The following is a 13,689-nucleotide window of genomic DNA, read 5'->3' as shown; positions in this document are numbered from 1 at the left end:
GTTCAACGCTCAATTTCTTGGAAACTCGCTTGACTTTCAAGACGGTATCTAACCCGGAAGTGGGAAGTCCCTTCGTATTCCATTGAGAGGCTCGCCCCGGCAAGCTGGGGCGAGCCTCTCATGTCAAAGTTAGACTTGATCTGGAGCTTCCATGGAACGCTACGTGGCTTTCCTTCGGGGTGTCAGCCCCATGAATTGCAAGATGCCCGAGTTGAAGCGCTGTTTCGAGACTGCGGGCTTTGGCGATGTCAGGACGCTTCTGTCCAGTGGCAACGTGGCCTTTTCGGCAAGGCCCGAAATCGTTCCTGTCCTTGAAAAGACCACTGAGGCGGCAATGGAAAAGCACCTGGGAAAGGTTTTTCAAACCATTGTCCGGCCATCCTCTTTTCTTCAGTGGCTGATCGAGCGGGCGCCATTCTCCGAGTTCGACTTGCCCGCCAACGCAAAGCCCGTCGTGACCTTTCTGCGCGAGCCATGCGAAGAAACCATCACGCTCCCCATCGTGCAGGCACAAGCCTCCATTCTCAAACTTGAGCGCACAGAAGTGTTCTCGGCTTATGTTCCCAACGAGAAGGGGCCTGTGTTCATGGCTTTGCTGGAGAAGACATTCGGCAAAGCGATGACGACAAGAACGCTCGAAACCGTCCGAAAGTGCTCGACGGCTTAACTTGGCGCGAAGAGCCTGCGGCGCAAATCCACGGACCCATGCAAGTGCAACACCATGTCCGCCCCGATCCCCATCCCCTTTGACGCTCTGGCATCGGCCCTTCAGTGGTCTTCCGGCGGGGCGCTGCTCAAGAACGAGGCGAACCCCATCGGTTGCTGGGGTGTTGGAAGGTCTTTGAGGTCGCCGCGACCCGGCGCGCACTGGAAGCCTGGGCCGCCGACAACGGGTTTGTGGTGGTGGACGACTTGAGTGCAGCCCGCACCAGTGACGCGCCATGACGTTTGAATCCCACGAGGCCTACTTCGCCACCCTGGCGCCCGCCGTGCGCGAACGGCTGGAGTGCATCCAGCAAACCGTGGAGCGCCGCGTGCCGGGTGCGCAGCGCTGCATCAGCTACCAGATGCCGGCGTTCCGCCAGCGGCGCGTGTTTTTCTTCTTTGCGGCCTTCAAGAAACACATCGGCGTGTACCCGCCGGTGACGAGCGATGCGGCGCTGATCGCCGAGACGGCGCGCTACCGCGGCCCCAAGGGCAACCTGTCGTTTCCCTTGAATGAAGCACTGCCCCTGGATTTGATCGGCCGCGTGGCCGAGGCGCTGGCCGCGCAGTACGCCGCCCAGGGCGGGCCGGGCTGAATCGCCCGCTGGCGGCCGCCGCCGCATGTGGCCGACCCGCTTGAACGGCATGAGAGGTCGTGCGGGGGCCTTTGACCGCCGCCTCGCGGCTACACTGGCCCGCTTCTGAAGACCCCGCCCCTGACCACCATGACCACCGACACCCAGCCCCTTCCCATGGACAACGCCGATTTCGACGCCCTCGATGCGATCCTCGACGACCTGCGCACGCGGGGCGAGGACGTGCCGCAGTGGGAGTTCTGCGAAGGCGCCATCGCCGCGCTGCTGTGCACCCGCCGCCTGGTGTTGCCCGACGAGTTTTTGCCGCTGCTGCTCGGCACCGGCGACAGCCAGCCGGGGGTGGCCAGCGGCGAGGAGGGCGACACCTGGTTCGCCGACGAGGCGCAACACGCGCAGTTCATGACGCTGTGGACGCGCCGCTGGGCGGAGGTGTCGGCCTCGCTGTCCGCCGGCGTCGAGTCGCTGGAGGACGAGCGCGCTTACCACCCCGAGGTGATGGACGTGCGCGGCGCGGTGTGGGGGCTGCCCGAGGCCGAGCGCCCCGAGCTGGACGGCCAGGAGTTGCCTGCGTTTGCGCAGGTCTGGGCGCTGGGCTTCATGTTCGTGGTCGAGAACTGGTCGGACGAATGGGCCGAGCCGCGCGACAAGGAAGCGGCCGAGATGCTGAACGACGCGCTGGACGCGATCGTGGCGCTGACCGAAGACGACACCGACCCACCCACGGTCTGCATGCACGACGAAGACGGCCCGCCCAGCGTGAGCGACGAGCGGCTCAATGCCTTGGGTGCGGCGATCTGGGCGGTGTACGACCTGCGCCAGCTCTGGCAGAGCCTGGGCCCGAAGGTGGAGCCGGCGCGCAAGGCGGTCGAACCCGGTCGCAACGATCCCTGCCCCTGCGGCAGTGGCAAGAAATACAAGAAGTGCCACGGGGCGTGACCTGAGCCTTGCCTTCGCTCACGGCGGGTGAGGTGAGGCCTCGAACCCGCACAACGCAGGCGCGCACCCAGCACACGCCGAAGACGAAGATCCGGCTCCGCCGGTCCAAGGGCTTGGTCCCACAGGGGGAAGCCGCGCAGCGGCGCAGGGGGGTTACGTCTTCTGCAAGCCGCGCAACATGTCCAGCACGCGGGCGCGGCTGCGTTCGAACTCGTTGTTGAGCAGGGTGCTGGCCAGGTCCATGCGCTGGTGGTGCGCGTGGTCGAGTGCCCGCTGGGCGAGCGCGTGGAACCGCAGATGTTCTTGCTGCAGTTCGATGAACCGGGGGTCTGCGCCGGCCGCACGAAGGTCCATGCGGGTGATCCACTGACCGAGCGCACTCTGCTGGGCGTCGGGCAGCGGCGTGGTGTGGCGCGTGTGGGTCCGGTCCACCGACAGGTGCTCGTTGAACAACACACACCACTCCAGGTGGTGAATGATCGCGGCCTGCACATCCAGGCGCTCCCACTTCAGCGGGGTGACCGTGGTGCCGGCGTCCGTTGGCCCGGGCATCGGCTCCGGGGCGGGCGCAGGGCTGGTGGGCCGCTGCTGGCCGCGCGAACGCGACCAAGGCAGATGTGCGAGCAGTTGCTGAAGGTTCATTGCGGTGCGGGGGGCCCGATCCTGGGCCCGCTGTCCCGGGTGGGGGCGGGTGTGGCCCACGAGCTTAGTGGGCCAGGCCGCCGGTGCTGGCGCGGTGGATCAGAAGGTGGTGAGAAAGGCCAGAATGGTCACATCCACCGGGCGTTCTGGCCACACGGGTGTGCACGATTGAACGCTTGCCCGGTGGCGTGAGGGCTCAGGGCAACAGTTCGAAGTCGGCGCCAGCGCAGACCAGCCCGTTGACCTGGACCTCGATGCGGTGCCGGCCCGGGTACAGGGTGCGGGTGGTGACCGGGCGCAGGTTGTGGCGTTTGCCGAGGGCCTGCTCGCCGTGGGCAGCGAGTTCGAGTTTCCAGCCCTTGAACACCTTGGGGCTGGTGCCGCCGTTGGCGCGCACGTGGTGCACCACGTAGTCGATCACCAGGGTCTGGGGCTGGGGGCTGCGGGAGCGCAGCCGCAGGGCCAGGCCGATGTCGCCGCCCACCCTCGCCTCGGTCGCCGTCAAGGCGAGCACCGCGTCGCCGTTCAGGCCGTGTCCCAGTCCCCAGGCCGCCAGCGTGGGAGCGTGGCCCTGCTTGACGAGGCCGCGGCTGGCGTGGCGCAGCAGGGCGCTGCGCTGGCCGCTGGCCGTGGGCAGGTGCTCGCGCACCCACTGCGCCACCAGATCGGGGTGGTCTTTGGCGATGTCGTTCAGGTGGTTGGCCACGCTGCGGCGCACATAGGCGCTGGCGTCGTCCTGCAGCGCGAGCAGGAGCGGCAGCGTGGGCGACGGGTCGGCCACCAGCGCCTGCAGCCGCAGGCCCCAGGGCAGGCGCGGTCGCGAGCCCTCGCTCACCAGGCGGCGCACGTGCGCGCTCGGGTCGTGCACCCAGGTGCGGATCGTGGCCAGGCTGGCCTCGGGGTGCCGCTGGATGAAGGGGCGGATCGCAAACTCGGCCGAAAAACGCTGCGTGAGCGCGTGCAGGCAGCGCAGGGCGCGCGGCACGTCGCCCATGCCCTGACGTGCCACGAACTCGCCCATCGACCACACCACCCAGCCCGAGAGGCCGAGTTCGCTCTGCGCCTCGCTCAGGCCCGCGGGCTCGCCGTGGGCGTCCAGCGGGATCGGTGGCGCGAGGCTGGCTTCGAGCACGCTGGCCGCGTCGCCGAAGTCGGCGGGCAGCGTGGCCTGCAGCGCGTCGGCCAGCTGCATGGCGCGGGCCTTGAATTCGAGCGCCTCCAGGCCGTGGGCGGCGCGGTGTTCAAAGCCCGGCCGGTCGAACGCCGGCCACACGCGCTGCAGGTGCTGGCCGGCGCGTTGCACGGTGCCGGCGTTGATGAGGTTCTTGAAGGGTTCCATGGGGGTGGGTTCAGAGGAAGGGCGGGAGTTCGCGCGCCAGAAAGTCCAACACGGCGCGCATGCGGCGGCTGCTCCGGATCTCGCGGTGCACCACCAGCCAGACCGGGAGCGAGGGCAGCGGCAGGTCGGGCAGCACGGGCACCAGGTCCGGGTCGTTGCGCAGCAGGTAGCTGGCGATGAAGCCAATGCCCAGGCCGGCGCGCACCGCCGCCCAGTAGGCGATCAGGTCGTCGGTGCGCAGGGCGAACTGGTCGGGCCCCACCGGGTGGCCCATGGCGGCGAACCCGCGGGTGATCTCCTGCACCCGGTCGTTGCCCACCAGCTCGTGGTTCAGCAGGTCCGCCGGTTGCTGCGGCACGCCGCGCCGGGCCAGGTAGTCGCGGTGGGCGCAGGCGCTCACGCCCACCTGCCCGATGCGGCGCGCCACCAGCGTGCCCTGCGTCGGGCGCAGCATGCGGATCGCGATGTCGGCCTCGCGCTTCTGCAGGTCGCTCACCGCGTTGCTCACCACCAGTTCGATCTGGATGCCGGGCAGTTCGGTGCGCAACCGGGCCAGCAGCGGGGGCAGCAGAAAGCAGGCCACGGGCTGGCTGGCCGAGAGGCGCACGGTGCCCGAGAGCGTGGCCTGCGCCTGTTGCGCGCCGCGCATCAGCGTCTGTGCGCCGGCCTCCATCGCCCGCGCCGCGTCGGCCAGCCGGGCGGCGGCGGGGGTGGGGAGCAGCCCCCGGCCGGTGCGCTCGAACAGCGGTGTGCCCAGCTGCGCTTCGAGCGCCGACACGTGGCGCCCCACCGTCGGCTGGCTGATGCCCAGCGCCCGGGCCGCGCCCAGCAGGCTGCCGTGCTGGTGCGCCGCGAGAAACGAGGGGATCAGCTGCCAGTTGAAATCGGACATGTTCAAAATTGCATAGCGACCGTGTGCGCCTGGTGGATTGTGCCGTCCGGTGGGCGTGCCCACAATCGCCGCATGCCTGCACCCCACACCACCGCTTCTTCGGGCCCCGGCCTGCACACACTCCTCGGCGCGGGTGGCGTGATCGCCCGAGAACTGTCGTTGCAACTGGCGCGCGATGGGCGGCGCATCCGCCAGGTGAGCCGCCACCCCGCCGCGGTGCAGGCCACCGACGGGCTGAAGACCGCCGACCTGCTGGACGAGCGCGCCACCGCCGACGCGGTCGCGGGCAGCGAGGTGGTGTACCTGGTGGCCGGGCTCCCCTACAGTGCCGCCGTCTGGCAGGCGCAGTGGCCGCGCGTGATGCAGAACGCGATCAACGCCTGCCGCCGCCACGGTGCGCGCCTGGTGTTTTTCGACAACGTCTATGCCTATGGGCGCGTGGACGGCGCCATGACCGAGGCCACGCCGTTCAATCCCTGCAGCCGGAAAGGCGAGGTGCGCGCAGCCATCGCCACCACGCTGCTGGACGCGGTGCGCCGCGGCGAACTGCAGGCCCTGATCGCGCGCTCGGCCGACTTCTACGGCCCGGGCGCCCGGCTCAGCCTGCTGGAGGCGGTGTTCTTCGCGCGCTTGCGCGCTGGCAAGGCGCCGCAGTGGTTGGGTGACCCGGCGCTGGCGCACACCTTCACCTTCACGCCCGACGCGGGCCGGGCGCTGGCGGCGCTGGGTCAGGCGCCCGGGGCATTCGGCCAGACCTGGCACCTGCCCACCGCGCAGACCCTGGATGGCGCACCGGTGACCGGGCGGGCGCTGGCGCGAGAGGCCTGTCGCCTGGCGGGCCAGCCCGATCGCCTGCAGGTGGCGCCGCGCTGGCTGCTCCAGGCCATGGGCTGGTTCGTGCCCGTGCTGCGCGAGAACGACGAGATGATGTACCAGGTCCAACACGGCTACCGCTTTCACAGCGGCCAGATCGAACAGGCGTTCGACCTGAGGCCCACGCCCTGTGCCGAGGGGCTGGCCCGGACCTGGCGCTCAGGCGCCTGAGCGCAGGCGGTTGAGCAGACCGGTCAGCGCGTGCGCCACGGTGGCGCGGCGCACGGCGGCGCGGTCGCCGTCGAAACGCCGGTGTTCGGTGAACACGCCTTCCGGCGTGGCCCAGCCGAACCACACCGTGCCCACCGGTTTCTCGGCACTGCCACCCGTGGGGCCGGCGATGCCGGTCACCGCCACCGACCAGTGCGCGTGCGCGTTGGCCACCGCCCCCGCCGCCATGGCCCGCGCCACCGGCTCGCTCACCGCACCATGGTCTTCAATGAGTGCCGCCGGAATGCCCAGCAGCTCGCTCTTGGCGGCGTTGGAGTAGGTGACGAAGCCGCGCTCGAACCAGTCGCTGGACCCGCTGATTTCGGTGCAGGCGCCCGCGATCAGGCCACCGCTGCAGCTCTCGGCCGTGGCCATGAGCTGGCCGCGGGCCTTGAGTTCGATGGCGAGTTGTTCGACCAGTTGGGGGATGGTGGGCATGTCAGTACTTCCAGAGGGCGATGACTAGAAGGGTGCAGCCGGCAGCGGCAAAGTCGTCCAGCAGGATGCCGAAGCCACCGCGCGGGCCGAAGCCCTTGAAGGCCCGGTCGGCCCAGGCCATGGGGCCGAGTTTCACCGCGTCAAACAGGCGGAACAGCGCGAACGCGACCAGCTGCCCCCAGAAGCCGGCGGGCATCACCAGCCACAGCACCAGCCAGAACGCCACCACCTCGTCCCACACGATGTGGCCCGAGTCGGCGATGCGCATGTGGCGGGCGGTCACCGTGCAGGCCCACCAGCCGATCAGCGTGCCGAGGGTGATGAGCGCCGCCCAAAGCAGGTCGTTCATGAAGGGCGCCAAGACCACAAATGCGGCCCAGGCCCACAGGGTGCCCACCGTGCCCGGCGCCACGCGGGACAGGCCGGAACCCGCCCCGAGCGCGATGACATGGGCCGGGTGCGCGAGCATGAAGCGCAGCGTGGGCCGCAGCACGGGGCCGGAAGCAGGGACAGGGGCGGGCGGTGCCAGGGTGTCGGTCATGGACCGATTATGAAACCTGCCTTGTGGTCCGCTGGGCGTTGCGAATCAGGTGAAGTGGTCGAAACCGGTGGCGATCAGGGCTTCCGTTTCACCGTTGGCGCGGATCAGGCGCAACCCGGTCTGCGGCGTGATCACCCCGATGCGCTGCACCGGGGCCTGGCTCGCGGTGCCCGCCGCCGCGATGGCGCCGCGTGCCGAGGGCGGTGCGGTGAACAGCAGCTCGTAATCGTCCCCGCCGTGCAGCAGGCACTCCAGCCGCTGGGCCTCGGGCAAGCCGCGCAGCGGCGGCGCGACAGGCAGATCGGCCAGGCGGATCTCCGCACCCACGCCGCTGGCCCGCAGGATGTGACCCAGGTCGCCGGCCAGGCCGTCGCTGAGGTCGATCGCCGCCGGTGCTCTGCCTTCCCACCCGTCCAGACCGGCCAGCGCCCGGCCCAGCGCCAGCCGGGGCGTGGGCCGCTCCAGCCGCTCGCGGCAGCCGTCGTCTGGCATGGCCGTCAGCGCCCACGGCGTGCCGCGTTGCTGCTCCAGCGCGAGCCGTGCCTCGCCGGTGCGACCGCTCAGGTAGAGGTCGTCGCCGGGCCGTGCCGCGTCGCGCCGCAGCGCCCGGCCCGGCAGCACCTCGCCGAACACGGTGATGCAGAGGTTCAAGGGACCGCGCGTGGTGTCGCCGCCGACCAGCGGGCAGGCGTGGGCGTCGGCCAGGGCCAGCAGGCCGTCCGAGAAGCCTCGCAGCCAGGCATCGTCGGCCTGCGGCAGGGCCAGCGCGAGGGTGAAACCCAGCGGGCGCGCACCCATCGCGGCCAGGTCGCTCAGGTTGACGGCGAGCGCCTTGTGGCCGAGGGCCTGGGGGTTGACGTCGGGAAAGAAGTGGCGGCCCTCGACCAGCATGTCGCTGGAGATGGCGAGCTGGTGGCCCGGGCTGGGCTGGAGCAGGGCGCAGTCGTCGCCGATGCCCAGGACCACCGACGGCCCGCCAGCGGCGCGCTGGAAGTGGCGCCGGATCAGCTCGAACTCACCCACGTGCGCGGCCCTGCGACGGGGTTGCCGCGTCGTTGCCGACGGCGTCGTCGCTCGCGTCGGGCGGAGGCTCGGTCTCGGCGCGCGGCGGCAGCAGGAAACTCAGCGGCGCGTGGCGCAGGCGGTGGCGGATGGCCGCGTAGATGCGACCGCGGTGCGCGGCGTTGATGGCCTGCGCGCGCAGCGCGAGCCGGAACGCCAGGTAAAAACTCACTGCAAGGTTGATCGGCCCGACGGCCACCACGCCGGCCACGGCCCACCAGAACGCGGGCTCGCGCCACACGTCCGCGCCCAGCGCCATCGCGGCGGCGGTCACCTGGCCGGCCGAGAGGGTGACGTGGCGCACCTGCAGACCCAGGCCGAAGAACTCGGCAAACGCCGGCACCAGACCGAGCATCAGGCCCAGCGAGATGTTGGCGGCCAGGCCCGAGATGTTGGCGCGCATGAAGGTGGCCCAGCGGTCGGCGCGGTCGCGGCCGAGCCAGCGGGTGTATCTGGGGTTGTGGCGCATGGCCGAGTCGAGCTGGTGGAACACGAACCAGTTCTCGACCCAGCCGGCGATAATGCTGGAGGCGAACAGCAGCACCCCGGTGAAGGCGGCGAACAGCACGGTGGGGCCGAACAGGTTCAGGTCGTGCAGCACGTGGTGGGCCTTCTCGGTGCCGATCATGGGTGCGCCGGTGGACACGCTGAGCCCGGCGCTGATCAGCATCACCACGGGGACCACCAGGCCCACGTTGCCGAGGATGGACGCGATCTGGGAGCGCAGCAGGTGGGCCACCTCGTCGACAAAACGCCGCACCGCGCCCGGCTGACGGATCTCGCGCAGCTTGGCCACCATGGCGGGGGCCGTGACGGCCGGCTGCTTGGTGGCGACGGTCAGGTGCAGCAGCTGCACCAGCACGAAGAAGAAGGCGTAGTTGGTGCCGGCGGCGAACCCGTCCCAGAAGGCCGAGAGGCCCAGCCCGACCAGCAGGAACTTGACCCAGGTGGTGAGCCCGATCAGGGCGCCGCCGCCGGCCGCCTTGCCCAGCATCTGGCGGTATTCGGCGGCGTCGCGGGTGATGTAGTGCTCGCCGCTTTCGGCGCTGCGCTCGGCCACCTTGGCGGCGGTGAGGTGCGAGCTGCTGGCGATCAGGGCCCGGATGCTGCGGTTGTCCTGGCCGACCTGCACCAGGTCGGCCACCAGGGCGGCGGTCGCGCGTTCGGTCTGTTCGGCGAGCATGCAGTCCAGCAGCTGGCGGATGCGCAGGATGCGTTCGCTGAGCTGGCGCAGCCGGAACACGATGCCGACGGACACGCCGTGCGCTTCGAGGTGCGAATACACCGTCTGGGCCGCCTCGCGGCAGGCTTCGAGCTGGGCGGAGAGCATGTCGGCGGCCGCGTGGGCGGCTTCGCTGCGCGCGCCCTGGGTGAGCACCGCCCGCCGCAGGTGCTCGAAATGCGCCGGCAGCGCGTGGAAATGGCGCTCGGCCAGCGCCTCGGGCGACATGCGGGTGCGGATTTCCGAGGCAAAACCGGTGGCGCTGACCTGGCTGATGCTGAAAGTCAGTGCGTCCAGCAAGGCGTCTTGCCAGTGGTGGGCCGCGGTTTCTTGTTCGGGGGCCGAGAGCAGCAGGGCGCGCAGGCGTTTCAGGGTGTCGGTGTCCAGCGCCTGGATCCAGCGCACGTCAAAGCGGTCGGGCAGCAGCAGACCGAACAGCTCGCTCAGGTCGGTGGTCTCGGGCGTGCCGGGCAGCATTTTGCGGCGCAAGCGGTGGCCGAACTCGCTCAGGAAGGCGGTGCGCGGCGCAAAACCGAAGTCCGCCAGCAGCGGGGTGAGGTCCACGGTGTCGGTGAAGCGGTTCCACCATTTGCGCCAGCGGGCCAGCCACTCGGGGCGCGCCTGGGCCGCATCGAGCAACAACCGCACGCGGGCCACGCTGGTTTGCACGTCGTGGGTGTCGCCGCGCACCCAGCGCAGCAGTTCGATCAGCCAGAGGTGGCGTTGCGCCAGCGGGGCGTCCGGGTCCAGCGTGTCGAGCAGGTGAACCAGTTCCATGTGGCGGGTCACGGGCTGGGGTCAGTGCAGCACGCGCGGGGGCGCCTCGCCGTCCGGTCCACCTTCGGCCTCCAGCGCAAACGCCGGCACCTCGGCTTCAAAACGTTCGCCGTCTTCAGCGACACAGAAAAAACTGCCGCGCATGCTGCCCGAGCGGGTGCGCAGGCGGGTGCCGCTGGTGTATTGAAACGACTCGCCCGGGCGCAGCAGCGGCTGGTTGCCGACCACCCCCAGGCCCTTGACTTCTTCGGTGTGGCCGTGCGCGTCTTCCACGATCCAGTGGCGCGAAATCAGCTGCGCCGTCACCTCGCCGGTGTTGGTGACCGTGATCGTGTAAGCGAAGGCGTACACGTCCTCGTCGGGCATGGACTGCTCGCTGAGGTATTGCGGCTCGACCTCGCAGGTGAACTGGTGTTTCGGCATGGGCGGCATGTTACCGCGATGCCGCAGTTCCGCGCCGGCCTGCGAAAATGCGGCCTCCATTCCCTCGGCCTTCCTTCCGACGCCCCACCATGAGCACCTACCGCATCGCCCCGTCCATCCTGTCCGCCGACTTCGCCCGCCTCGGCGAGGAAGTGAAAAACGTCGTCGCCGCCGGCGCCGACTGGGTTCACTTCGACGTGATGGACAACCACTACGTGCCCAACCTGACCTTCGGGCCCATGGTCTGCCAGGCGCTCAAGCCCCACGCCAAAAAACCCGACGGCACACCCGTGCCGATCGATGTGCACCTGATGATCCAGCCGGTGGACGCGCTCGCGGGTGCCTTCATCGACGCCGGCGCCGACCTGGTGAGCTTCCACCCCGACGCCTCGGCCCACGTGCACCGCAGCGTGCAGGCGATCAAGGCCAAGGGCTGCAAGGCCGGCCTCACCTTCAACCCGGCCGAGCCGCTGGACGTGCTGGACTACCTGATCGACGACATCGACCTGATCCTGATCATGAGCGTGAACCCGGGCTTCGGTGGCCAGAGCTTCATCGATTCCGCGCTGCGCAAGATCGAAGCGGCGCGCAAACGCATCGAAGCCAGCGGCAAGGACATCCGCCTCGAAGTGGACGGCGGCATCAAGGCCGACAACATCCGCCGCGTGGCCGACGCGGGCGCCGACACCTTCGTGGCCGGCAGTGCGATCTTTGGCAAGCCGGACTACAAGGCGGTGATCGACGACATGCGCAAGGCGCTGGCCTGATGCTGGCCGGCATCCAGGCGGTCATCGTCGATCTCGACGGCACGATGGTCGATACCCTGGGCGACTTCGTCGTCGCGCTCAACCACACCCTGGACGACCTGCGCCTGCCGCCCGTGGACCGCGCCCTGGTCGAGCGCTCGGTGGGCAAGGGCTCCGAGCACCTGGTGCGCACCGTGCTGGACCACCAGCTGGCGCTGCCTGAGGTGGCGGCCTCGGGTGCCATGGCACTGGGCTGGCCGCGCGATCAGGTGGGCGAGCTGGCGCTGGAGCGCTACCAGCACCACTACCTGTTCATCAACGGGCAACATTCGGACGTGTACCCGGGGGTGCTGGAGGGGCTGCAACAACTTCAAGCGATGGGCCTGCCCATGGCCTGCCTGACCAACAAGCCGCTGGCGTTTGCGCAGGCGCTGCTGGAGATCAAAGGCCTGAGCGGGTTCTTTCAGCAGGTGTTCGGTGGCGACAGCTTCGAGCGCAAGAAACCCGACCCGCTGCCGCTGCTGAAAACCTGCGAGGCACTGGGCACGCTGCCGGCGCAGACGCTGATGGTGGGCGATTCGCAGAACGACGGCATCGCCGCGCGCGCGGCGGGTTGCCCGGTGGTGCTGGTGACCTACGGCTACAACCACGGCGACCCGATCGGCGACGCGCCACACGATCTCCTGCTGGATTCACTGGCCGATCTGTCGCCAGCGCTGGATCAAATCAGCGAGCGGCCGCTCACTTCTTGATGCCCAGCAGCGCGTCCTTGAGCAGCCAGTCGGCCGGCTTCGGGCCGAGCCAGATGCGCATCAGCGCGTTGAAGAATTCGGGCTCCTTGAACGGCTCACCCTCCACCTGGCCCTTGATGGTCAGCACGGTGCCCGTGCCCGGCACCCAGTCGATCAGGAAGGTCTCGCCGGTCTTGAGCACCTTGTGGTTGCTGAACACCTGGCTCATGCGCAGCACACCGGGGATGAGTTTGGAGAAGGCGCTGCGCTCCATGTTGTCTTCCATGCCCCGGGAGAACAGCTTGCCGAGCTCGGCCGAGTCGATGTCACGCAGCATGGTGATGGTCATGCGTTTGGGGCCAGGGGCGGCCAGCACCGCGTCCGGCGTGTCGGCTTTGGCGCTCAGGTACAGGCCGGCGGTGTACACCTTGAACACGGCCTTGTAACGCACACCGGCCCCGTTGAGCTGCAAGGGGGTGCTGTTGACCGTGATCCGGTCTTCCAGCTTGACGCCAGCCACCTCGACGGTGGCGGCGCCCACCGGGCCCTGTGCCAGACCCAGGGCACAGGCCAGGGCCATCGTGGCGGCGTACCGGGGGGGGAGCAGCTGGGTGGGGTTCTTCATGGCGGGGGGCCTCGGGCCGGTGGTGGTCAGGATATAAAAACGAACGGTCGTTCGAAAATGGAGATTTTGACCTGCCGTGCGACGTCCCACAACAGGGTTCAACCGTAAAACCAAAGCGTGCAGTGGGCGGGTGGCGGGCGTTTCGCATCGGCTTTGCTACACTTTGGCCCCATGTTCATCCCACGCACATCCTTCACAGGTGGTCTGCCGAGCCGCAATGGCCGGGGAGCCTGGCCCTGGCGCAAGCCAGCGTAAACGTGCACTCCCCCCCGGAGTTGCGCAGACTCCGGCTCGCCCCAGGCGAACCCAGCCCGCGCCACCCCAGCCCCCGAACCCGGCAGCGCGCCTGACCGGGCACCCCAGAAAAACGGTTTCCCCCGCTGCGGCGCAGCAAGAGGCCGATGGAGCGTCTGAACATGATCACCGAACTCGAATTCAAGAGCCTGGCCAGCCAGGGCTACAACCGCATCCCGCTGATGGCCGAGGCCTTCGCGGACCTCGAAACCCCGCTGTCGCTGTACCTGAAGCTGGCCCATGGGCGCGGTGACGGCAAACACAGTTTCCTGCTCGAATCCGTCGTCGGCGGCGAGCGTTTCGGCCGTTACAGCTTCATCGGCCTGCCGGCGCGCACCCTGCTGCGCGCCAGCGGCTTCGGCGCTGAAGCCCACACCGAGGTGGTGCGCGACGGCGTGGTGGTGGAAATCAACCACGGCAACCCGCTGGACTTCATTGCCGCCTACCAGCAGCGCTTCAAGGTCGCGCTGCGGCCGGGCCTGCCGCGCTTCTGTGGCGGTCTGGCTGGGTACTTTGGTTACGACGCGGTGCGTTACATCGAGAAGAAGCTCGAAAACTCCTGCCCGCCCGATACCCTGGGCACGCCCGACATCCTGCTGCTGCAGTGCGAGGAACTGGCGGTCATCGACAACCTCTC

Annotated in this window: 15 protein-coding genes and 1 pseudogene; 7 read left to right on the top strand and 9 right to left on the bottom strand. The window is 69.2% G+C overall.

Annotated elements, in window-relative coordinates; all coding sequences use genetic code 11:
• The first annotated feature begins 151 nt into the window (after positions 1–151).
• The 3 genes from IV088_RS25640 to IV088_RS25630 all read left to right on the top strand — a co-directional run bounded on the left by IV088_RS25640 (position 152) and on the right by IV088_RS25630 (position 2,237).
• A complete protein-coding gene (locus IV088_RS25640; protein ID WP_291107803.1) occupies positions 152–667 on the top strand; it encodes a DUF1697 domain-containing protein in 516 nt (171 codons plus the stop codon).
• 274 nt (positions 668–941) lie between these two features.
• Positions 942–1,301, top strand: a complete 360-nt coding sequence (locus IV088_RS25635; RefSeq protein ID WP_291107799.1) for a DUF1801 domain-containing protein — start codon at positions 942–944, stop codon at positions 1,299–1,301.
• A gap of 129 nt (positions 1,302–1,430) precedes the next feature.
• Entirely contained in the window at positions 1,431–2,237 is an 807-nt protein-coding gene (locus IV088_RS25630; RefSeq protein ID WP_291107796.1) for a UPF0149 family protein, read from the top strand.
• Between the two features lie 153 nt (positions 2,238–2,390).
• Here IV088_RS25630 and IV088_RS25625 read toward each other — a convergent pair whose 3' ends face one another.
• The 3 genes from IV088_RS25625 to IV088_RS25615 all read right to left on the bottom strand — a co-directional run bounded on the left by IV088_RS25625 (position 2,391) and on the right by IV088_RS25615 (position 5,110).
• A complete protein-coding gene (locus IV088_RS25625; protein WP_291107793.1) occupies positions 2,391–2,879 on the bottom strand; it encodes a CZB domain-containing protein in 489 nt (162 codons plus the stop codon).
• Between the two features lie 196 nt (positions 2,880–3,075).
• Complete coding sequence (locus IV088_RS25620; protein WP_291107790.1) at positions 3,076–4,218, bottom strand: DNA alkylation repair protein; 1,143 nt, start codon at positions 4,216–4,218, stop codon at positions 3,076–3,078.
• Between the two features lie 10 nt (positions 4,219–4,228).
• Positions 4,229–5,110: a LysR family transcriptional regulator gene (locus tag IV088_RS25615; RefSeq protein ID WP_367171607.1), complete on the bottom strand. Its 882-nt coding sequence runs from the start codon at positions 5,108–5,110 to the stop codon at positions 4,229–4,231.
• Positions 5,111–5,182: 72 nt separating this feature from the next.
• On the opposite strand from IV088_RS25615, the gene IV088_RS25610 reads away from it, so the two are divergent.
• Complete coding sequence (locus tag IV088_RS25610) at positions 5,183–6,154, top strand: NAD-dependent epimerase/dehydratase family protein (protein ID WP_291107783.1); 972 nt, start codon at positions 5,183–5,185, stop codon at positions 6,152–6,154.
• Here the strand turns inward: IV088_RS25610 and IV088_RS25605 are convergent.
• From IV088_RS25605 to apaG, 5 genes are read right to left on the bottom strand one after another with little or no spacing between them, the layout of a single operon-like run.
• Positions 6,143–6,631 carry a CinA family protein gene (locus IV088_RS25605; RefSeq protein ID WP_291107780.1) on the bottom strand — a complete coding sequence of 163 codons (489 nt, stop codon included), beginning with the start codon at positions 6,629–6,631 and terminating at the stop codon, positions 6,143–6,145. The two genes, IV088_RS25610 and IV088_RS25605, sit on opposite strands and share 12 nt — an antisense overlap.
• A 1-nt stretch (position 6,632) precedes the next feature.
• Positions 6,633–7,172, bottom strand: coding sequence for a phosphatidylglycerophosphatase A (locus IV088_RS25600; protein ID WP_291107777.1), 540 nt, complete (start codon positions 7,170–7,172; stop codon positions 6,633–6,635).
• A gap of 45 nt (positions 7,173–7,217) precedes the next feature.
• On the bottom strand, positions 7,218–8,195 hold the full coding sequence (gene thiL, locus IV088_RS25595; protein WP_291107774.1) for a thiamine-phosphate kinase: 978 nt from the start codon (positions 8,193–8,195) through the stop codon (positions 7,218–7,220).
• On the bottom strand, positions 8,188–10,233 hold the full coding sequence (locus IV088_RS25590; protein WP_291107771.1) for a site-specific recombinase: 2,046 nt from the start codon (positions 10,231–10,233) through the stop codon (positions 8,188–8,190). The genes thiL and IV088_RS25590 overlap by 8 nt, the downstream gene beginning before the upstream one ends.
• 21 nt (positions 10,234–10,254) lie before the next feature.
• Positions 10,255–10,656, bottom strand: a complete 402-nt coding sequence (gene apaG / locus IV088_RS25585; protein WP_291107768.1) for a Co2+/Mg2+ efflux protein ApaG — start codon at positions 10,654–10,656, stop codon at positions 10,255–10,257.
• Positions 10,657–10,745: 89 nt separating this feature from the next.
• On the opposite strand from apaG, the gene rpe reads away from it, so the two are divergent.
• Together rpe and gph are read left to right on the top strand one after the other, a co-directional pair.
• Positions 10,746–11,423, top strand: coding sequence for a ribulose-phosphate 3-epimerase (gene rpe / locus IV088_RS25580; protein ID WP_291107765.1), 678 nt, complete (start codon positions 10,746–10,748; stop codon positions 11,421–11,423).
• Entirely contained in the window at positions 11,423–12,154 is a 732-nt protein-coding gene (gph, locus tag IV088_RS25575) for a phosphoglycolate phosphatase (protein ID WP_291107763.1), read from the top strand. Before rpe ends, gph begins: the two co-directional genes overlap by 1 nt.
• Here the strand turns inward: gph and IV088_RS25570 are convergent.
• Complete coding sequence (locus IV088_RS25570) at positions 12,144–12,713, bottom strand: chalcone isomerase family protein (protein WP_291107806.1); 570 nt, start codon at positions 12,711–12,713, stop codon at positions 12,144–12,146. The genes gph and IV088_RS25570 overlap by 11 nt on opposite strands.
• 461 nt (positions 12,714–13,174) lie before the next feature.
• On the opposite strand from IV088_RS25570, the pseudogene IV088_RS25565 reads away from it, so the two are divergent.
• Positions 13,175–13,689 (top strand): annotated as a pseudogene (locus tag IV088_RS25565) (anthranilate synthase component I); the annotation flags it as partial.

The sequence above is a fragment of the Hydrogenophaga sp. genome (assembly GCF_018780075.1).
Classification (GTDB): domain Bacteria; phylum Pseudomonadota; class Gammaproteobacteria; order Burkholderiales; family Burkholderiaceae_C; genus Hydrogenophaga.
Note: the sequence above shows the minus strand (reverse complement) of the source record. Positions and strands in the feature narration are given on the sequence as shown.